Here is a 21,813-nt window from a genome sequence, read left to right as displayed (position 1 = left end):
CTTTGTGTAAAAAACGATAAAATCCCCTCCTGACTCTCCCATTCAAGTCATTAGAGGGGATTTTAGTGCTTTGTATAATCGTTCACTTTATAAACCACGATACAATCGGTTCTGCAAACACGATGATACCAATAACAATGGCAACAATAGATGAAATAAGAACGGCTCCTGCGGCGGCGTCTTTTGCTTTTTTGGCAAAAGGATGCCAATCAGGAGAGCTTAGGTCTACAGCAGCTTCAACACCGGTATTCATCAATTCCGCTCCGAGCACCATACCTATCGCTAGCGTTAGCAGCATCCAATCTACAGCAGATACATGACAGATGATTCCGGCGATAATGATAATACATGTAATCAATACATGAATACGAAAATTACGTTCTGTCCGAAAAGTGTCTGCAATTCCTTCTGCCGCAGAAAAAAATACGGCTCTCCACGTTCTTTTTTTCATCAGCGTGTCAATCCCGCTTGTTGTAATACCGCTTCTTGTTTACCCATCATTTCTGCTTCGGTTTCATCATCTTGATGATCATAACCTAATAAATGCAGAAATCCATGGACAAATAAAAAACCAAGTTCTCGTTCCACCGAATGCCCGTAATCTTCGCTCTGAGCAATCGCACGTGGAACTGAAATAATAATATCGCCTAGCATATCGCCTGGAAGTGGTGTGTCTTGTCCAGTCAATGCAGGATCATAGACAATATCTAATTCATCATCAAGCGATTCATGCATGGCAAAAGATAACACATCTGTTGGACGATCGATACCACGATACTCTTTGTTCAGCTCATGAATAGCTTCATCATCCACAAAAGTAAGAGCGACTTCACCATCATTCACTTGTTCTTGTTCTCCTGCTTTTTGCAGAATCAGTTCAAGTGTAGTGATTAGCTCATCTGTAATCTCATATTTATTTTGTTCATTTTCCCATGCAAGCTGTAAACTCATGCTTTATTCTCCTTCTGATCCGGCTTCTTGATGTCTTCCGGATATTCAATACGAGAGTGGAATATACCCATAACTGCTTCTTTAAGCGTTCTGGCAACCACATCTAGTTCTTTCATCGTTAGATCACATTCATTGAATTGATTATCATCGACACGACCTTTGATAATTTTCTCAATCATCGTCTCGACTTGCTCTACTGTAGGCTTGCTAAGTGAACGTACAGCGGCTTCTACACTATCTGCAATACCCACCACAGCAGCTTCTTTTGTCTGCGCTTTGGGCCCTGGATAACGGAAATCATTTTCGGTGAAATCAGGTTCGATCTCTTGCTCTTCCGCTAGCTTCAAAGCTTTGTGATAAAAGTAATGCAAAAACGTTGTTCCATGATGCTGTTCTGCAATATCACGAATCGGTTTGGGCAATTTATATTCTTTTTGCATTTCTACGCCATCACGAGCATGCGCAATAATAATTGATTTACTTAGCTTAGGATCTATACTATCATGCGGATTGCCAATATTGTTCTGATTTTCGATAAAATACCCAGGACGCTTGGTCTTTCCAATATCATGATAATACGAGCCTACCCGACATAACAATCCATCTGCACCAATCGCTTCAGCGGCGGCTTCAGACAGATTACCTACCATTACGCTATGGTGATAAGTTCCCGGTGTCTCAATTAATAATTTACGCAATAATGGATGGTTAGGGTTCGATAATTCTACCAATTTGAGAGCAGACAAAATTCCAAATGTCGTCTCAAAAAATGGCATTAATCCAAGTACCAGTACAGTCGTAATTAGTCCCCCAATACAAGCAAAACCAACAGCGTACATCATCGACATACGTGTCCATTCTCCATCATTGAGCAGTACTAAAGTTAACACTGCAATCGCCCCAAAAAAGCAACTCATAATTCCAGCTTTGAGAATAGTCGAGCGCTGGCTGGCGCGATGAATACATTGAATTGCTGTAAACGAAACAACCAGTGTAAAAAAGCCAAACTGATAATCAAATAATTCATGTTGACTCATATTCAAAATAATACTCGCCAAAATACTCATAATAATCGATGAAATATAAGCAAGCTGAACATCAAGCAACAATGTAATCAGCATCACAACAATCGCTGCTGGTACAAGGAAGCCAAAGTACGGTGAATTACCAATCTGCAAAATACGCACCAGATGGAGACAGATCACACCGATAACGAAAATAACAATCAACATCAACAATTGCGAATTGTTATAACTTCTACCTTGATGAATAGACTGACGCAGATACATGTACAGCCCTAAAGTGATCAAAAAGGCAAATAGCACTAATCCCAGTTGAGGCCAATAATTTACATCGTTTTTGAGCAGATCATTTTCATCCAATAAGGTATACATTTCCTGCGTGATTTTCTCACCTTTTGGGACAAGTACTTCACCTTGCTGAATATAAACTGTTGGTGTGTTCTCACGAGCTTCTACTTTCGCCGCTCGGGTCGCTTCTTCATCGTAGAACTTATTAGCGGTTAACGTAGCTCGAACAAGCTCCTGTACCACCTCACGAGCTGTACGGCTATTCAGTGAGCTTGTACTAACCAATTCAGCTACTTTGGCACGTGCAGACTGTGCATCTGTAATCTGATCGCTCATTAACCGAGACATAATCGATGTTGCCACTTGACGCATATCTTGTATTTCATCTGTAGATAAACGCGGAATTTTGAGAAACGTTTCTTCAGGAATACTGTACGTTTGCTCACCGATCGTTTTTTGCATTTCATCTAGCATTTTGTCTGAATATTTTCCTGCTTCACGGTTATTGCGAATAAAGTTAGCGATAGAGTTTTGCGCACGTTGCGGAATTTCTTCGCTATAAATCTGTGCTTTATCTGCATTGGTAATCTGATCATCTTGATTCAGAGACTCAATTCGATCTAACATTTGCGAAATAACCGTTTCTCTACGCATAGATACAATCGCGTATACGGATTCTACTTGTTCAGCAGCAGCTTCTTGCGCTTGGAGCGTAGATTTGTTATTCGGAATCTGCATCGGAGCGATAATATCACTATCGCTAACCGTTCCGACCTGAATATCAAAACGCTGTGGAAGCAGGTTAGGCGCCAGACTAACGTAAAGCACCACAAATAGCAGTACAAACATAGCGTAACGTGTCATCCGGCTATTTTTCCAACCCGCTATCATAGAATCAAGTAAATTACGTGTAGACGGTTTTTTGGAAGTCATACATACAGCCCTCTCACTTCTGAATATTCAAAATGTGCGGTTTCTGTTTTCTCCGCTGACCGCCGACTACTCCAGATTTTCTGAAGCTTTATCATAAGCGACAATAATTTTTTGTACTAATGAATGACGAACTACATCTTGTTGTTGAAAAATCACAAATCCAATTTCTTTGATTCCATCCAAAATCATTCGAGCTTCTACTAACCCTGACTTTTTACCACGTGGTAAATCGATCTGGGTCACGTCGCCTGTAATAACCATTTTGGAACCAAATCCTAAACGAGTTAAAAACATTTTCATTTGTTCTGCTGTACTATTTTGCGCTTCATCTAGAATAATAAAAGCATCATCCAGTGTACGTCCACGCATATAAGCAAGCGGAGCGATTTCAATCAAGCCACGCTCTAATGCTTTGGCGGTCTGTTCTGGCCCCATAACGTCGTAAAGAGCATCATATAACGGACGCAAATATGGATCGACTTTCTCCTGCAAATCGCCTGGTAAAAAACCTAAGCTTTCGCCTGCTTCAACAGCTGGACGAGTCAAAATAATTCGTTTGACTTTGCCCTCTTTGAGCGCAGCCACAGCGAGTACAACTGCTAAATACGTTTTACCTGTACCTGCGGGGCCAATCCCAAAAACAATATCTAATTTTTTGATCGTAGATACATAGTGCTTCTGACCGATCGTTTTGACACGAATCGGTTTACCACGATACGTCTGGGTAATTTCACCTTTATATAAGTCAAGCAGTTGGTCTGCTCTGAGCTCTTTGGCAAGTTCTATTGCATACAAAATATCACGCTCTGTAAGTACATATCCTTTACGAACCAGTTCTAATAATACTTCAAAAAGCTGAGTCATTTGCTCTACTGCTTGTGCAGGACCATGAATCGAAATCTCTGCTTCACGGCTACCAATTTTGGCATCCGTATCGCGTTCAATTAATTTTAAGAAGCTGTCCTGTGGTCCGAACAGGGACAATCCTTCTTCTGCATTTAGCAGGGGAATTCTGGTGCTTTGCGTTTGCTCTAACAAATAGCCTCAATCTCCTCATTTATAAAATAATATAAAACTGCTTTTGTGCACGTATACTACAAAACTTGAGTACAATCTCTTTACCCTCAACTTTACCATTGTATGGTTTGTCATGCAAAATTTTTTGCACATTATCTATCATTACCATACATCAATCAAAATAGAAACAAAATCACTACAGATTAAAAAGAAACCGATCTCCACTATAGAGATCGGCTAATAGCTAACTATTTTTTGTCTACTGCATATTTGCGATGATTAAAAGGACGTTTGGCACGAGGCTCGCCTAGAATTTCTGCCCAAATCACGCCTTTGCGAAGCTCCTCAGAGCCGATAGCATTTTTAGAAGTAGTCTCTGAATCTAACTCTTCGATTCTTACTCTACTGCCTGTATTCAAATGCATCGAACGGGCTTGAATATCTCTGTGCATTTCATCAAGACGTTTTTCTACTTCACTTTGATTGGAAATGACTTTTTGCGGTATATAAGGCTCTGATGAAGATAACGTTGATCTAGTCGCTGAATCTTCATAGCCGGGTGCATTCTCTGATGTATCTAACTCATCATAGCGTTGCCCTGCTTCATGATATCGACGCTGTACATCATCTAATGATTCCAGTTCAGCCGAGGTGCGCTCAGGTTCATTGAACCATTTTCTTTTGGTATCACCATTTCCGCCAAACGTTGGCATACCTGAAGGTTGCCCGCCTGACTTCTTTTTAGCTGAACGCGTTCTGACAAAAGAAAAGATAGCAAACGCAATAATGGCGACAAAATATAAATTACCCATAAGGAATTCAAACATCAATTATCGCACACCTTTATTTATTTGACTTATTATCCGGGCTACTGCCAGAATCTTCTGATTTACCGATTGAACCTCTCATTTGAGTGTCTGCTTCGATATTTTTGAAATTCATATAATCCATAACTCCAAGTTGACCTTGACGAAGAGCTTCTGCCATAGCGAGTGGTACATCGGATTCGGATTGAACTACACGTGCTCTCATCTCAACAACGCGCGCTTTCATCTCTTGTTCTTGAGCGACAGCCATCGCGCGTCTTTCTTCTGCTTTGGCTTGAGCGATACGTTTGTCTGCTTCTGCTTGTTCCGTCTGTAGCATAGCACCGATATTTTTACCTACATCGACATCTGCGATATCGATCGATAGAATTTCAAAAGCGGTTCCTGCATCCAGACCTTTTTGCAATACCGTACGAGAGATCATATCTGGATTCTCTAGTACTTGTTTGTGAGAATCACTAGAACCTACGGTAGTAACAATACCTTCACCTACACGAGCAATGATCGTCTCTTCACCTGCACCACCGACCAAGCGGTCGATATTCGCACGTACGGTTACACGAGCTTTAACTTTAACTTCGATACCGTTACGTGCCATAGCAGCAACGACAGGCGTTTCAATTACTTTAGGGTTAACACTCATTTGTACAGCTTGTAATACATCACGACCTGCAAGGTCAATCGCTGCTGCACGTTCAAATTCCAATGGAATCTCTGCACGTTGCGCCGCAATCAGTGCATTTACAACACGGTCTACATTACCACCTGCAAGATAATGACTTTCCAATTGGTTCATATCAAGTCCAAGACCAGCTTTGTGCGCTTTGATCTGTGGATTCACAATACGTGAAGGGGTTACACGACGTAGACGCATCGCTACAAGCGTAATAATACTTACACGTACACCGGAAGCTACTGCTGAGATCCAGAGCATAACCGGGAAGAAACTGAAAAATACACTTAAAATAATAATAGCGACCACAACGATAAAGAGTATACTCAATACGCTTGTACTCATTATTCACATCACACTCCAATTTTTATAGTTCAACCTGCTTACTTATTGCCTGTTCGATCGGATTCATTTGAAAATGTACTGCTAAATATGTAAACGAACATGACCCCTTTTGTCTACATATGTGAATATGAATCCATAATGAAGACGAAGCAATATCATTTGTACGTTATCAAGGTATGAATAATTTACAGAGGTAGTCATCCATACCTGACTTTATCCAACGTTATTCATTCTACCGGTATCCATTATTCTTTGATCAGATGAGCATCTAGAGAAGAAGGTTCTTCTACAATTTCTTCCACAATAATACGACTGCCATCGACTTGTTTCACTCGAATCGGACGATCATTTGCAATAAAATTACCCTGTGTCACTACGTCAATTCGTTCGCCTTCAATCATAACCGTACCTGATGGACGAAGAGGTGTTACACTGGTTCCTTCTTTGCCCAAAAATTGTTCTCTGGTTAAGCGAGACATAAAGCTTTGCTCTGAAGACAATTGTTCTTTGAGAATAAATCGATTCCAAACGCCTCGTTCTTTGAGCAGAATAGCAATCAGTGTTACGACTACAGCAGCCGAAACAAATGCGATACCTAGAGATAATAAAGCATCGCTTGTATCATATGCGGCTTTCACTACACCTGTTATCAGACTGGCTGAACCCAAAATACCCAATATCCCAAAGCTTGGAATAAACAACTCAAGCACCAGTAAAATAAGTCCTCCTAAAAAAAGTAACCATGTCGTTGAACCTGAAAATCCAGCGGCATAACTACCGAAGAAGTACAATGCAAATGCGACAATTCCAACAATACCCGGTATACCGAATCCCGGTATAATAATCTCTATTGCGATTCCAGCGATCCCGATAAACAATAACAGTGTTGTTACGATCGGGTTAGTTAGCACACGTGCGATATTTTCGCCTGCGCTTGGTTGTATTTGGACGATGTCTGCTGGTGAATGTCCCAACTCAGCTACAACAGCATTGGTAGAAGCCAGAATATCGTCTGCAAATCCTACTTTCAACGCTTCATTACTGGAAAGAGAAATAATCTGACCTTTTTCTTTGGTCTTGTTAATCTCTGGCATTGGGACTACCATATTCACATCTGTCATCCCATCTGCGATATCTGCATTCCGATTATGAAGCTGAGCAGCAGCTCTCATTTCACTTTTCCAATAAGCGACCTGCTTGGGATTATCAATCGGGTTGCCTTGACCATCAACGATAGCGGCTGCACCAATGGTACTTCCAGGTTGCATAAAAATCTTATCTGCATTCAATGCAATATAACTACCTGCTGATGCGGCTTTGTCTTGTACAAAAACAGCTACAGGAACATCACTATTACGTACCATCGCTCCAATATCACCCGCGGCTTGCAGTTCTCCACCAGGCGTATTCATTTCCAACACGATCCAAGATGCTTTCGCTTGCTTCGCTTCCTCAAATCCTCGTGCCAAAAACTTTTGTAATCCGCTTTCAATTTGACGATCAATTGGAATCACGTAAACTGAACCATCATTATTACTGGTGGCTGGTGCAGATGCGGCTTGCGTATTTTGCGGATAAATTCCTGCTACAACCAACATCGCCATAAGTGAGCCCAACAATAACAGAGTCAATCGACGCTTGATACGAACCATCTGGTCAAGCGATTGATTCATACGATCTTAGCCCCTTTCCGTTCAGATGTGTTTGTTTAATATCACAGCATAATATTAAACAATATACATATAAGCATAGTAAAAGGTAGTCTATACGTAATACGCATTTATAATGGTTACGTTTCAATTATATTCCTTTCTCCAAAAAAAAGTATAGAAAAAAGCACCTCATCTTATAAAAAATGAGGTGCTTTCACATATGTTTATTGCAGAAATTGTTGAACCGTTTGATTCACAACTTTTCCGTCTGCGCGACCTTTTACTTTAGGCATCAGGGCGCTCATCAGTTTTCCCATATCGGCTTTTGAAGAAGCACCGGTTTCCTGGATGGTCTGCTTTACAAGAACTTTAATTTCTTCTTCAGACAGCTGTGTGGGAAGGTACTCGGAAATAATCTCAATCTCCGCTTTAAGGTTGCTTGTCAGGTCATCACGACCTGCTTTTTCAAATTCTTGGAGGGCATCTTTGCGCTGTTTGATCTCACGACTAAGAATATCAAGCACTTCATTGTCGTCCAAGTCTCTTTTCAAATCTATTTCGAGATTTTTAATCGTTGAACGAACCATGCGTATGGTAGACAATTTGAATTTCGCCTTGTCTCTCATTGCTTGCTTCATATCTTCGTTTAATCGTTCGCTAAGATTCATGACGGGTAAATCCTCCTAAAACTTTCTTTTACGAGCAGCCTCAGATTTTTTCTTACGCTTAACGCTCGGCTTTTCATAATGTTTGCGTTTTTTCACCTCAGCCAGAACGCCATCTTTAGCGATGGAGCGTTTGAAGCGACGAAGTGCTGCATCAATTGTTTCGTTTTTGCGAACTTTCGTTTCAGACACTAGTTTTCCCTCCCTCCGACCAGACCGTCCAAGAACAATAACACGGTTTATCAACTTTCATTATAGGTGAAAGTTGAATGAAGTGTCAATATGATTGGCTAGTTTTGCCTGCAATTTTTTAATGTTCTATTATATACCCGTTTTATACAGTATTGGAACATCTTTTTTTATTATTCTTTTACACGCTATTTTTGCTTATGCGTGAGAGTTGGAAATGCCTGTTAAAGCACCTAGATTCGCTCCACCTAACAAATGATAATGCAGATGTTGCACTGCTTGTCCGCTATCCGGGCCACAGTTGTTGATTAGACGATATCCACTTGTATTTACACCTAGCTCTTTTGCTAACTCTATGGCTACTCCATGGATATGACCGATAACCGGTAAATCTTCTTGAGTCACTTCATTCATCGAATCGATATGCTTTTTGGGAATAAGCAATACATGCACAGGAGCAGCAGGTGTAATATCGTGAAATGCTAATATCTGCTCATCCTCATATACTTTTTTAGATGGAATCGTTCCTGCTACTATTTTGCAAAATAAACAATCTTCTTTGACGATCATAATAAGACTCCCTTCGCTAACCTTTTTGGTGTATCTTGCTTCCACGTACGTGTATGACTATCTAAATACTTTACATACGTTCTAACATCACTTTAGAACCGCTACCTGCTTGTTCCGCAGGTACAATAACTAATTTACGAGGCAATCTCATTCGTAATTCAGGAACATGACTGATGATCCCAACAGAAAGTTGATCATTATGAAGTTTTTCCAGTGAAGTCACTACTGTATCCAAAAGTTCGGGATCAAGTGTACCAAATCCTTCATCTAAGAAAAAGAACTGAAGAGGATACTGTCCACGTAATTGAATCTGAGCCGATAAAGCTAATGCTAATGATAACGAAGTTAAAAATGTTTCTCCACCTGACAATGAAGACACCGGGCGACGAATTCCCCCATTACCATTATCACAGATCACAAATCCTCCACCAGAATCCACTTCTAAAGAATACCGTTGCTTGGTCAAAAAGCGCAATCGCTCTGAAGCGGCTAGACTAACCTGCATTAATTGTTCTTCTGCAATGTATTCGACAAACGCATTACCACGCATACTAGCTTGTAATTTGGATAAATGCTTGGCTTCTTGTGCTAAGGTAACTCGTTGATTTTCTAACTCACGCCAGCGTACATGACGTTGTTCAAGGTCTTCACGATCACGAGTTGCTTTGGCACGTTGCTCTAAGGCGGACTCATCGGCTTGACGAGCTGCTGTATATTGTTGCTGGATCTGTGCCCATTCTTCTTCGCTCACACTTTGTCCATTTAATTTATGCTGTACTTCGCGCAAATGTACAGAAAGTTCATGCTGTTGTTCCCGATGAGATTGAATCTGCTGTCGATCCGCTTGAATCTGCTCTTCGGTCATTCGCGATTGGCTGACACTTTGTTCATTATCAAACGGAGAAGCTTGCAATGCTTGTTGCCACTTTTCAGCATGTTGATTAACTTGTTCCTGTAATGATTGTAGCGATTGCACAGCCAATTCTACTTGATGTGTAGCTGTCTGTTGATGTTGTAATGCTGTGCGCCACAAGTCTGTCGTCTGCTCTGCTTGCTGGCGTAATTGTTGCTGTTGCTGTTGCGTGTCTGTTAATAAATGCTGAGCTGATTGATCTCCTATCCACTCGGTCAGGCGATTTTTCTTTTCTTGTAAAAGCTGTTGATTCCCTTCTTGACGGGTCTGATCTTGAATACGCTGTTTGTCCAGTGTGTTGATATGGTCATAACCATTTTTGATAGCTTGCTCTCGCTCTTCGATATACGGAACACTTTTTTCTAATCCTTCACGAATCTTCTCAGCTTGTTCATCCATCTGCGCTAGAGCGGCAAATCGCTCACGTGCTGATTGTTCTGTCAAATGCGGTAACTTCTGTTGCCACTGTTGTAACAGTTGCTCTAACGACTGTGTAGCGGCTTGTAAACGAGTATGGGACTGCTCCACCAGTCGTCCAGATGATTGTTGCTCAGATTGAGCAGTTAATCGACGACCTGACCATTCTCGTTCATCTTGTCGCCATTGACGTAATTGTTGTTGTAGTGCTCTTGTTTGTTGCTCTAAATGCTGATTTTGAGCTTGCAAATTAGCAAATTGTGCTTGTAGCTCTATTTCAGACAAAACAGAGGCTTGATCGTTTGGAACAGATACCGACTCTTCATTATCTAACTGCCAATCCCATTCTTGCATATTGCTATCTAACTCGATTTGACGACCACGTACCTGTTGCTGTTGCATTTGAAGATGTTGCTTTATTTGTTTTAAAGTCTGAGTCTGTTGATCGATATTCTCAGATCCTTGTGTGGTAGAAACTGATTCGTCTGCTAAAGCGGAAAGATGATTGCTGATATGAGCAGGTTGTGGATGATGAATAGACCCACAGACAGAGCAAGGTTCTCCTTCTTGCAGTTCTGCCGCTAACATCATCGCTAATCGATTCGATTCTTCTTCTTTAGCTTGTTGTGCATGTTGTTCTTCCAGTTGTTCAACCGATTGCTCTGTTATTTGTAGATCATTTGCTAATTGCTGATGATCTTGATATAACGCAAAAATCTGTTGCTGTAATTGCTGTTCCTGCACCGATCGCTGTGCTTCTTGCTCGGTGATCTGTTGCCATGCTTGATTGGCTTGTTGTGCCGACTGATGATATCCATCATATTCTGTCTGTTGTTCTTGTAGACGAGTTCTTGCTGTATCTAGAGCAGACAACTGTTGTTGAGCTTCTTGCAACTCACGTCGATCCTGACTGCGTACTTCACAAGCTTTTAGCTGTTTATTTAACTCTTCTTGACGTTGTCTTGCTTTGTCTAACAACATCTGTTCACGCTGTACTTGATGGGATGCTTCTTCCAGTTGTTTTTGTGTAGCTTCCAATTGATTCTGAATCTGCTGTTGATCTTGTTCTAAAGCAGCACATTCTTTTTGCAATTGTAAAGCTTGCTGAAGTTGCTCTATCCGCTTTAACAGTGAAGGCTCTTGCTCTGTTAATTGTTGCTTCGCCTGCTGTTCATGCTCGGCAGCTACCAAGACAGCTCGATCGGCTTGCTCTAATTGTTGTTGCAGAACAGTTACACGTTGTTGTTCTTGGATAGCTTTGGTCTCATGGGTACGCCATGTATCTAATAACGGTAATAAATTCTGAGCAGATATTGCTTGTTCGATCTGCTTTTCTTTACTAACAATATCTGCTTCATGTTGTTGTAATTGATCTAATCGTTGTTGTAATCGTGCTTGTTCTTGCTGATATTCTCTAATCTTGCCCCATTGTTCTGTGCGAGCAGTCATATCTGCCAGTTCTTGACGACGTTGTTCTGCTTCTTGAATAGCCGTCTCTAACCGTTCTATAGCTGTCTGTAGCGCTTCGGCTGATGCTTCGCCTAGCCCTGTCTGTTCAGCGTACAATTTGCCCAGTACGTTGTCTGTTTCTTTGACACGTTGACTAAGCTTTTGCATTAAGCGATCGCCATACCGTTCCAGATGAAAAAGACGCTGTAACATCTGTCTGCGATCACTGCCTTTGAGTGATAAAAATTCAGCAAATTTACCTTGCGGTAGGACAACGGCACGTGTAAAATCATCCATTTTAAGCCCGATATAATCTTCTACACAACGCGTAACGTCTGCTAATTTGTCTGCAACTACGACGTCACCATCTTCACGCATTTCGATAAATCGGCTCATGGCGTTACTAACAGTGTGATCTCCTGTACGTTTGAATCGTCGCTCTACTCGATATCGCTGTGCGCCTTCAGCAGATAGTAATTCAAATGAAAAAGACACAAATAATGAATCCTCAGAATGATTCATTATGCCCTGCGTACCGTTGTAAGCTCGTTCTACTTTCCCGTATAACGCAAGTGTAATCGCATCTAATACTGTCGATTTCCCACTACCTGTAGGTCCAAAAATACCGAATAACCCTGTTTCACATAGTGCTTCAAAATCGATTTCTTGTTGCTCACGATAACTTTGTAAACCGGATAATTTGAGTGTGATTGGCTTCATGATGGCTGTTCCTCTCCGATTTCTTCTTCATCGATCAATTCCAAAAACAACTCTACTAATCGATCTTCAGGTGTTGCTCCACCTGTCTGACGTTCATAAAATTTACGGAACAATTCATGCACAGGCAATTGAGCCCGTTCAGCAAAAGATTGCTGTGCTTCTGTCTCAGGATATACAGGTCGAATATTGACAATCCCACTGTAGGCTTTGCGAATCGATTGAATATCCGACATTGATAATGCTTCTAATAGTGAAATTTCTAAATCGATAAAAGCATTACGATCTCTACCTTCTTCTAACCATTGATGAACTTCAGTCAGACCGCCTTTGGCTTTCCAGCGCACGAGAGGACGACCACAAGTTAAAAAGATTTCTTCGATCTGTGGAACCCCTCCAGGAGCTACATCTAGCATGGTAACAGATTTGGCTTGCCCTGCTTCAGAAAAACTATACGCCAGCGGAGAACCACTATAGCGGATAATCCCTTCTCCTTTGACAGCTTGAGCGCGGTGTAGATGACCTAATGCTGTATATTGAGCGCCTGTGTAGAGCGCAGACGGATCTACTGTATAAGCGCCTCCTACTTGAATAGGGCGCTCTGAATCTGATTCTACGCCGCCTAGTGCATAGATATGACTTATAGCTAGGTTAACGGTGTCCGATCGGAAATCAGTCGCTAACTGTCTCATCAACATGCCTACCCGTTCACTATATGCACGACGAATCAGATCTTCATCATTTTCGACTGTTAATAGTTCGTTCAGTCTAGCTTCAGATGGGTATGGCAATGCGGCTATAATCGCTGTCTCTGATGTTCTAGGGACAGGAATTGTTAAAGCACTTGCAGCGGGCGTCCCCAGTAAATAAATCCCTCTTCCTTTGACTAAAGGAGTGGCTGAAGCTATTCGATCAGGTTGATCATGATTCCCTGCAATCACTGCAAGCGGACGACCGTTCGCGGTCAATCTTGCAGCAGCTTCATAAAATAATTGTTCTGCCGCAGCAGGTGGATTAACAGAATCATATACGTCGCCTGCCATCAGAATCAGATCTGCTTGTTGATCATCTGCAATCTGAACCAATTCATCGACAAAAGCGATTTGTTCTTCAAGGCGACTTCTGCCTTCTAACGTACGACCAAAATGCCAGTCTGCTGTATGTAAAATACGCATAGCTTTCTCCTTTTTACATGATCATTTATTTTAAATAAATACAGATAAAAGGAGGTTTGCGACCAGAAAGTTCTAGCTTTATTGAAGACTAGACCTTCTGGTAACAAACCACCTTATGATTTAAATCTCTACCGCTTCGTTACGATCAAAGAAATAAAGCCATAATTGATCTACTTTCCAATTCAATGAATCTTGAATAGCTTGAGCATACAATTGAAGTTGAATACGATAACGCTCTTTGAGCGCTTCTACGCCTCCGTGGCTATCCAATATACGATCGGTTTTGTAATCAACAATAATCCATTGATCATTTATACGGAAAATACAATCTACAATCCCTTGCGATAAAATCTTGTCACCTGCATCATTGATTGGAATACCATAACTAAATGCCAGTTCTCGTCTAATCTCGGTAGCTTGTAACATTTGTTGACCTAAAGGTGTAGCAAAAAAAGCAACAATCTCGTCTGCATGTACACTATCAGCTTGATCCTGACGCAAAATTTGCCGCTGAACTAGATCAGCTTTGGTCTGTTCTACGATTGTAAGATCGATATGCCCTTGATCTAAAGGAACTCGTTGCATCACTGTATGATACGCTGTTCCTCGCTCTGCTCCGCTCAATCCACGCTGTTCCATAAATTTAGGACGTTGCAATTGAAGTGTGCTTCCAGCTACTGACTCGCTCATATCAGTCGATGCGGTAGCTGAATAATCAGAAGAAAGATCAGATTCTACAGCAGGAGATATTTGCTCTACTGATTGTGTCTGATACTCTGCTTGATTTTCCAGAAGAATACCTGCGCGCTGTAAAATAGTACTCATCAAAAATGGATTAGCACCTGACGTTTCTGTTGTCTCTATGGACGATGGATCATGTGGTTGATCTGTATACCGTCCAATAGTAACACGTTGATCCAGAGATTCATGTATTCCATCAACCGATGGAGATTCTTCTGACACTAATTGTCGCTTGATTTCACTGATTGTTGTTTTGGCAGCAATATGAGTAGACAATTCATAAGGATATTGCCAGCTCAGTCTTTGTTCCACATCATCAGCTTGTCCCTGCGCATGACTATCTTCAATTGCTTGATCATTTTCAACAACTGTTACAGGTTGTACCTGCTCACCATCTGCTATTTGTTGCAAAGCTATCCACTTGGGATCATGCTCACGCAAAGCAGTAATAGATTGCTCGGTATCTTCTGTTTTGGATTGTAATTGACGACTATCTAGAATCGTAATACTCCATGGAGTAGGATCATCTGCTAAGCAGGCAGAGTAAGGCCCTGCAGCAATTTCATTGCGCTCACGGAATATAGAAGCCGCACGATGACGCATTAATGCTGGCCCTACCCAATCAAGATAGGTACGACTTTTGGCTAGTACATAATCAGGCAATTGCATATAATCGGAGTTCTGAACCTGACTCCATGCTGAGATTTTTTTGTCGATATCTTTGACCGTTCCAATCATAATCAGCTTATCCCGCGGACGAGTCAAAGCAACATACAATACACGCATTTCCTCTGCTAACAATTCAGTTGCAGTACGACGACGAATCGCTAAGTTCGGCAATGTTGGATAGCTGACACGTGTATCTTCATCGACAAATTTAGGCCCAAATCCTAATTCTTTATGCATCAAAAAAGAAGTATTCAAATCTTGCATATTGAACATTTTGGACATACCTGCTAGAAACACGACTGGAAACTCTAAACCTTTACTTTTATGAATCGTCATAATCCGAATCGCATTTTCTTGTCCATCGACAGAAGCTGTAGCCCCTAGATCACCATCTGTATCTTGCAAACGACGAATAAAGCGCATAAAGCGAAACAATCCTCGCGAAGAAGTAGATACTTCAAATTTACGAGCACGATCATATAAGATTCGTAAATGATGTTGACGTTGTAACCCTCCCGGCAATCCAGCTAACCAGTCTAGATAACCAGTATCACGGTAAATACGCCAGATTAGATCGCCTAATTCACCTTCACGTGCTGCTAATCGCCATTGATCAAGTTGTTGAAGAAAATGAAGTAATTTGTAACTCCATTCCTCTGGTTGTTCTCGCATATGTTCAGCTGCTAACATCATCGCTTGATAATACGAAGTGTCTTTGCCAAATAACCGAATCGTTGCCAGTTGATCTTCATTTAAACCAACAATCGGTGAACGTAGAACAGAAGCCAGTGGAATATCTTGTTGCGGATTATCAATGACAGCTAATAATGATAATATAATTTTTACTTCAACCGCTTCAAAAAATCCTTGATTCAGTTCACTATAAGCAGGTATACCTTCACGTTGTAGTTCTTCTAGTATCAGTGGTGCCCATGCTGCTGTAGAGCGTAGCAAAATCACCATATCTCGATATTCTGCCGGACGTAATCCATCGACTGACTTATCGTAAATAAGTAATGGCTTGCCGTCTGGCTCTACCATCTCGCGTACTCTTACAGCAATCGCTTGTGCTTCTAAGCGAGCAGATTCCATTTCGGAAGCTTCATTTATATATCCATCGATATCACTGCTATCCTCTGCATTATTGTAATCAGAACTTGCCCCACTGCCTGCACGATCAATAATCCAGCATTCCGGTGAATATGCAGATTCATCGCCAGGTGGATAAGTTGCACCTGCTACTAATTCTGCTCGTTCATCATATTCAATTTCGGCAACTGTTTTATTCATAATCTGTCTAAAAATCATATTAACAGCATCGACCACTTGATGACGACTACGGAAATTACGAGATAGATCGATCCGTCGTCCTTCTCCTTGCCAATCATCTTGATACTTTTCATATTTATCTAAGAACAGACCTGGTTCTGCCAAGCGAAAGCGATAAATACTTTGCTTCACATCACCAACCATAAAGCGATTACCGACCGTATCCCGTGAAATAAGCTGTACTAACTCTTCCTGTACAGAATTGGTATCTTGATATTCATCCAGCATAACCTGATCAAATCGTTCCCGATATTCCAGAGCCACTTGCGAAGGAATCACATGTTCAGGTGTAGAATCGGGATGACGCAATATATGAAGAGCATAATGTTCTAGATCCGCAAAATCTACCCAGCCTTTACGCTGTTTTTCCTGTTGATATTTTTGACTAAAACGAATCACAAGTTCTGTTAATTCTTTCATTAGTGGAAAAGTTTCACGTAGTTCTTGTGCAAATTCATCCGGTGTTCTGCCAAAAAATAGACTTTTGATCTCAGCTAACGATTTTTTCGCATTTTCACGCAATTGTTTTACTGTTTCTTGTAATTGCGGATCGATTCCGTCTTTGCGTACCGCTTTTAATTTACCAAAAGCAGCACTTTGGAAAACGGTATATAACTGTTCCCATGGCTGAATACTCATCGCAGACTGCAAATGATGAATCACTTCTAAATCGTCTCGCAAACTATCTGCGTAAGCTAAAGGGCCGCCCGGCAATAATGCTGTATCTATCGCCTGATGCAGTACAGCTTCAATGCCCTGTAACGTCAAAGCGATATCTGTCATAATATTCTGAACCCATGACGTATTCTGCAACGAAGAACCATCTGTCACATTAAATTCTGCTGCTGTACGTTCTAACCAGTATTCAGGCCATGGATGACTACGCGCAAAATGATAAAGACGCTCCACCAAAACTAAAGCAGCATCATCGCTACGCTCACCGCCGAACCAATTCATTAAGCGATAAAATTGCTTATTATCCCGCTCTTCTTCCTCGGTATATTTCTCTTCAAATAATTCTTCCAACAATTCTTCACGCAAAATATCACATTCGTTCGCAGTAGCAATACGAAAACCAGGATCAAGCGGAATCATCGAATAATAACGCTGAATAATTTCTAAGCAAAAAGAATGCAATGTCGTAATCGATGCTTGGCTTAACAAAGCCAATTGTTGACGCAAATGATCATCTTCTGGACGACGCAATACTTCTTTATCGAGAGCAGCCCGTATCCGTTGTCTCATCTCGGTAGCCGCTGCTTTGGTAAATGTAGCTACTAACATCCGATCTACATCCATTGGCTGAATAGGATCAGTCACTTGACGAATAATACGTTCAACCAGAACTGCTGTTTTACCAGAACCTGCCGCTGCTGCTACTAGCATATTGCCACCATCTAAAGAGATTGCTTTCCATTGATCATCTGTCCACGTACTATGTTCTGGCTTCGGTATCTCCTGTCTATGGGACAATACTTGATCATTGTCTGCCAATAGATCATCCATATATTCATTGTTATCGTTATCGATCATGAAGGTGAGTCTCCTTTCTGGTAGTCATGGCGGTTTTGCAACAATTCCCATGTTTCATTTTTGCCCGGTTTTTGCAGTGATTTATATTGGTTTTCTTTTAAAGATTCATCAAATTGACAGACTGATTTGTAATCACAGTAATCACATGCTTTTTCCTGTTCTATACGATAAGGAGTAATCTGTGTAGTTCCATCTGTGATTTGGGTGCCGATTTCCTGTGCCGTCTGACGTACATTACGCAGTAATTCTTGCCATTGATCCACTGTTGCAACCGCAGAACTGCTATAGAATCCTCCATCTGCTTTGACTGCTACAGGTAAAATAGCAGAATATCCTTTATCCAGTTCATTGTCCATTTTGCCAATTACATCACGATCAGCTAGCAATAATCCTTTCATTTTGAAACGCTTCAGCATTTCTTGCTCCGATTGTTCCATACTCAGTCCATTACCTGCTTGTAGCATAGGATTATGCACATGGAAATACAGTGCGCCGGCAGGCTGTGCTGATTGACCTAATTGTTCTTCTGCATGAGTTAATAGCACATCTAGATACGTCAGCATCTGCAAAGCGAGTCCGTAATACACTTCATGCAATTTGAGATCAGTCTGGCTAGACTTGTAATCGATAATCCGTAGCAATAAAGTATTATCACCTTCCGCTACATCTACCCGATCAATTCGTCCTACAATTTCCATCGTACATCCATTTTCTAGTGTAAAACGAAGGGGTGGCCATTCTCCATTAGGTCCAAATGCAAGTTCTAAATAGAGCGGCTCAAAATCTCCACGACGTGCTTGCTCTCCTAACATCACAGAAGCACGACTTACAATCTCACGCAATTTACGTGAAATATAATTGTAGCGCTTGGAACTGGAAAGAATCTGTCCTTGCAGACGTGGAATATGCTTATCGACGGCTTCATACGCAATCTCTACACATTCTTCACGAGTCAATTGCCCCCATGCGCGTCCTTGCTCTTTGAGCATCGTAGCAAGATCGGTTAATGAAGCATGAAACAATTGACCGATATCCGGTGCTTTCAGGCGATATTCTTGACGCTCTCGCAATCTCAAGCCACGCGAAGCAAAGTGAGCAAAAGGACAAGATACAAATTGTTCCATTCCAGATACACTGGTACGTAACGTCTGTCCGTATAAATGTCGACTGGTATCACTATCTAACAAATCACCTGTATTTTTATAAAATAAAGACTGTACTAACATACTGACCTGTGGTCTCCATGCTTCATGTGTGGTGTACCAATTCAATACATGCCACCATGTGTTTGCAATCGTTGTTCCGCGACTCCACTCTCGTAGCTGGGCTATCAAATGCGGTAACGTTGTTGTAGCAGTGCTTACATATTGCAAAGATGCTATATGGTCAGACTGAGCCGATAATGGAGAGACCACCGATTGATGTTGTAAAAAAGGAAATAACTTATGCACATTCGTAATCACTTCAGAAGGCAAAAGTCCTTTATCTTCATCATCTGTTAACGCATAACTAAGCCATAACTTAGAACTTGCCACTGTTAGCGCATGATAAATCAAAAATTGCTCATTTAACAACAATCGTTTACTACCCGGAGATAATTCTAATCCGCCTTCTAACATATTGGTTCGTTCCGGTTCACTTAGAATACCACTGTCTGGAAAAAGGGAAGGCACGATGCCTTCATTCATACCTAATACAAATCCATATTTAATATCCATAGGGCGGGTACGATCCATAGAACCGATTAACACCTGATCGATCGCTGGTGGTACAATCCCTAATCGAATACCGCTGAGTCCTGTTTCCAGTAAGCCTGCAAAAGTTCCCAGATCGATCTGATCTTCTGCCATAATATCAACCATTTGATCCAACAAATCAATAATTTCGCCATAAATCTGAATATGTTCACGAGCACGTAAAGGATTACCTTGTGCCGTAGCATGTGTACTCATTTTTTCCAAATGCAATGCAATATTGCAATCTTCTAATAACTGATAAAGAGCGATACACATTTCTTTGGCGTGCTTCGCTTTTTTGATTCTTTTTTCAAAACGGTACAACGGATCGATTACAAGCTGACGGGCTTGTTGCATACGCTGTCCTTCTACTAATTCACGTTCACTGATCTCTTTGACATCATCACCAGCTTCTAGTGAAAGACTAGGGATGCCTTTCCACGGGTGTCCATCTGTCCAGCGTGATCCATGAATCCCAGAAGCCAGTACTACATTTTCCAGACGGTCTATATCTTCTGTTGTTACACGTCCATCATCTGGAAGCAACAACCCGGTTTTGATACAACGGAACACATCTTCATATCGCCAGAAATATTGCACAATATCCAACGCTGAACGTATAAACTCTGCTAATGGATGTTGCAATATACTACGCTTCTGATCTAGAAAATAAGGAATCTCATAATCTTGCAGTAACGGTGCAATAATATGTTCGTAATCAGACAACTGACGGACAAATACACCCATCTCTTGCCAGCGTGCACCTTCTTCACGAGCAAGCCGGATCATTTCCCGAATAGCACTTTCTACTTCTGAACGACGATCAGGTGCAGCATACGTATAAATATCCTGACGTTCACCAGCTTGCTTAATATAAGGTGCTTGTTGCCAGCGATGAGAAGAACGATACGCATTTTCTAAGTGAGCTAACTGCGGACTAGATTGAAACCGAACTGGGATATCCACAGGGTTCTCTGAAAGATTCTCAACATCTATCGTAAAAGACTCATCAATAGCGTTAGCATACTGCTTTAATTTGATATAGGTAGTAGCTGTCTGGTGAAAAAGCTCCAATTCATGAGGAGGTTCACCATCATAAGGACGATCTAATGTTAAAGCAATCGTCACTGAATTGGCTTTTTGCAATAATGCTGCAATCACATCATATTCTTGTGGGGTAAAGCTATGAAATCCATCGATCCAAATATCAATATTATGAAGCACCTGTGATTCTGGAATCGCTAAAGCAAGATCAGTTAGTGTATTTTCTCCATCGACATATAATCCTTGCAAATCCTGTTCAAAGTCTTGATAAATACGTTGTAAATCATGCAATTTATCAATTAATAAAGGAGAACGAGCTGATGTTGATAATCGTTCACTATATTCAGTTAATTGCTCTAACGTAATTGTATGACGCTTAAATTCATTATATAATTCGCTTAATTTGCCGATAAAACCAAATTGATCGCTAGATGTGCCGAACATCCGCAATTGCGATTGGTGTCGCTGAATGAGTCGATAAAGAAGCATTTTTTTACCTTCTTCACCAATCGGTGTTTTGGCACTTCCTCCAACATCTTGTAGCACCCAATTAGCTAGACGGCGAAAACCATACGTTTGTACACGTACATTTCCTTTGGATTGATGAGAACGAACAAGTGCATATTGGGCTTGAAAAGAACCCTGTTCAGGAACCAGTAGCAAGATAGGCGATCCATCAGGTTGTTGTGTAATATTATCAATGATTCGCTTAGTGATGGTGGTCGTTTTGCCACTTCCAGAGCGACCTAATAAAAAATGCAATGGCATATGAGTTCACCCTTATTTATTATATTATAGTCTTCACGATGCATAAAAATTGTTCTATTAGAGCGGTGCAATCGATGTTGACGTCGCGAAAACTCCTTTTTGTAGAACGCCGCACTTGGAAACTGCTAACCCGATAAGTAGCGAATATGTGTTCTATTTTATTATAAAAAAAGAATAGCCATCTGACAAT

General features: G+C 41.1%; 14 protein-coding genes. All 14 read right to left on the bottom strand.

Annotated elements, in window-relative coordinates:
• Window positions 1-82 precede the first annotated feature (82 nt).
• Window positions 83-451 (bottom strand): diacylglycerol kinase family protein, encoded by a 369-nt coding sequence (locus tag PQ460_RS07450; RefSeq protein ID WP_273613112.1) that lies wholly within the window; start codon window positions 449-451, stop codon window positions 83-85.
• The gene (gene ybeY / locus PQ460_RS07445; RefSeq protein ID WP_204823237.1) at window positions 451-951 is read right to left on the bottom strand and encodes an rRNA maturation RNase YbeY; all 501 of its coding nucleotides are present in this window, start codon (window positions 949-951) and stop codon (window positions 451-453) included. Before ybeY ends, PQ460_RS07450 begins: the two co-directional genes overlap by 1 nt.
• Complete coding sequence (locus PQ460_RS07440; RefSeq protein WP_274172239.1) at window positions 948-3,194, bottom strand: HD family phosphohydrolase; 2,247 nt, start codon at window positions 3,192-3,194, stop codon at window positions 948-950. The genes ybeY and PQ460_RS07440 overlap by 4 nt, the downstream gene beginning before the upstream one ends.
• Window positions 3,195-3,260: 66 nt before the next feature.
• The gene (locus tag PQ460_RS07435; RefSeq protein ID WP_273613114.1) at window positions 3,261-4,232 is read right to left on the bottom strand and encodes a PhoH family protein; all 972 of its coding nucleotides are present in this window, start codon (window positions 4,230-4,232) and stop codon (window positions 3,261-3,263) included.
• Between the two features lie 227 nt (window positions 4,233-4,459).
• Entirely contained in the window at window positions 4,460-5,023 is a 564-nt protein-coding gene (locus PQ460_RS07430; protein ID WP_274172238.1) for a hypothetical protein, read from the bottom strand.
• 31 nt (window positions 5,024-5,054) lie between these two features.
• Window positions 5,055-6,056: a flotillin-like protein FloA gene (gene floA, locus PQ460_RS07425; protein WP_204823233.1), complete on the bottom strand. Its 1,002-nt coding sequence runs from the start codon at window positions 6,054-6,056 to the stop codon at window positions 5,055-5,057.
• A gap of 245 nt (window positions 6,057-6,301) precedes the next feature.
• Window positions 6,302-7,729, bottom strand: coding sequence for an NfeD family protein (locus PQ460_RS07420; protein WP_274172237.1), 1,428 nt, complete (start codon window positions 7,727-7,729; stop codon window positions 6,302-6,304).
• A gap of 203 nt (window positions 7,730-7,932) precedes the next feature.
• The gene (locus tag PQ460_RS07415) at window positions 7,933-8,376 is read right to left on the bottom strand and encodes a GatB/YqeY domain-containing protein (RefSeq protein WP_274172236.1); all 444 of its coding nucleotides are present in this window, start codon (window positions 8,374-8,376) and stop codon (window positions 7,933-7,935) included.
• Between the two features lie 15 nt (window positions 8,377-8,391).
• Window positions 8,392-8,565 (bottom strand): 30S ribosomal protein S21, encoded by a 174-nt coding sequence (gene rpsU / locus PQ460_RS07410; RefSeq protein WP_005547957.1) that lies wholly within the window; start codon window positions 8,563-8,565, stop codon window positions 8,392-8,394.
• Window positions 8,566-8,760: 195 nt separating this feature from the next.
• Window positions 8,761-9,132: a histidine triad nucleotide-binding protein gene (locus tag PQ460_RS07405; RefSeq protein WP_273613118.1), complete on the bottom strand. Its 372-nt coding sequence runs from the start codon at window positions 9,130-9,132 to the stop codon at window positions 8,761-8,763.
• A 70-nt stretch (window positions 9,133-9,202) separates the two neighbouring features.
• Window positions 9,203-12,631 carry an SbcC/MukB-like Walker B domain-containing protein gene (locus PQ460_RS07400; RefSeq protein ID WP_274172235.1) on the bottom strand — a complete coding sequence of 1,143 codons (3,429 nt, stop codon included), beginning with the start codon at window positions 12,629-12,631 and terminating at the stop codon, window positions 9,203-9,205.
• The gene (locus PQ460_RS07395; RefSeq protein ID WP_274172234.1) at window positions 12,628-13,803 is read right to left on the bottom strand and encodes an exonuclease SbcCD subunit D; all 1,176 of its coding nucleotides are present in this window, start codon (window positions 13,801-13,803) and stop codon (window positions 12,628-12,630) included. The genes PQ460_RS07400 and PQ460_RS07395 overlap by 4 nt, the downstream gene beginning before the upstream one ends.
• Before the next feature lie 120 nt (window positions 13,804-13,923).
• Entirely contained in the window at window positions 13,924-18,075 is a 4,152-nt protein-coding gene (gene addA, locus PQ460_RS07390; protein ID WP_274172233.1) for a helicase-exonuclease AddAB subunit AddA, read from the bottom strand.
• Window positions 18,072-21,623: a helicase-exonuclease AddAB subunit AddB gene (gene addB, locus PQ460_RS07385; RefSeq protein ID WP_274172232.1), complete on the bottom strand. Its 3,552-nt coding sequence runs from the start codon at window positions 21,621-21,623 to the stop codon at window positions 18,072-18,074. Before addB ends, addA begins: the two co-directional genes overlap by 4 nt.
• Between the last annotated feature and the right edge of the window lie 190 nt (window positions 21,624-21,813).

It is taken from the genome of Paenibacillus sp. KACC 21273, assembly GCF_028736095.1.
Taxonomy (GTDB): Bacteria; Bacillota; Bacilli; order Paenibacillales; family Paenibacillaceae; genus Saccharibacillus; species Saccharibacillus kyungheensis.
The sequence above is the reverse complement of the archived record's forward strand: the minus strand, read 5'-3'. Positions and strand labels throughout refer to the sequence as shown.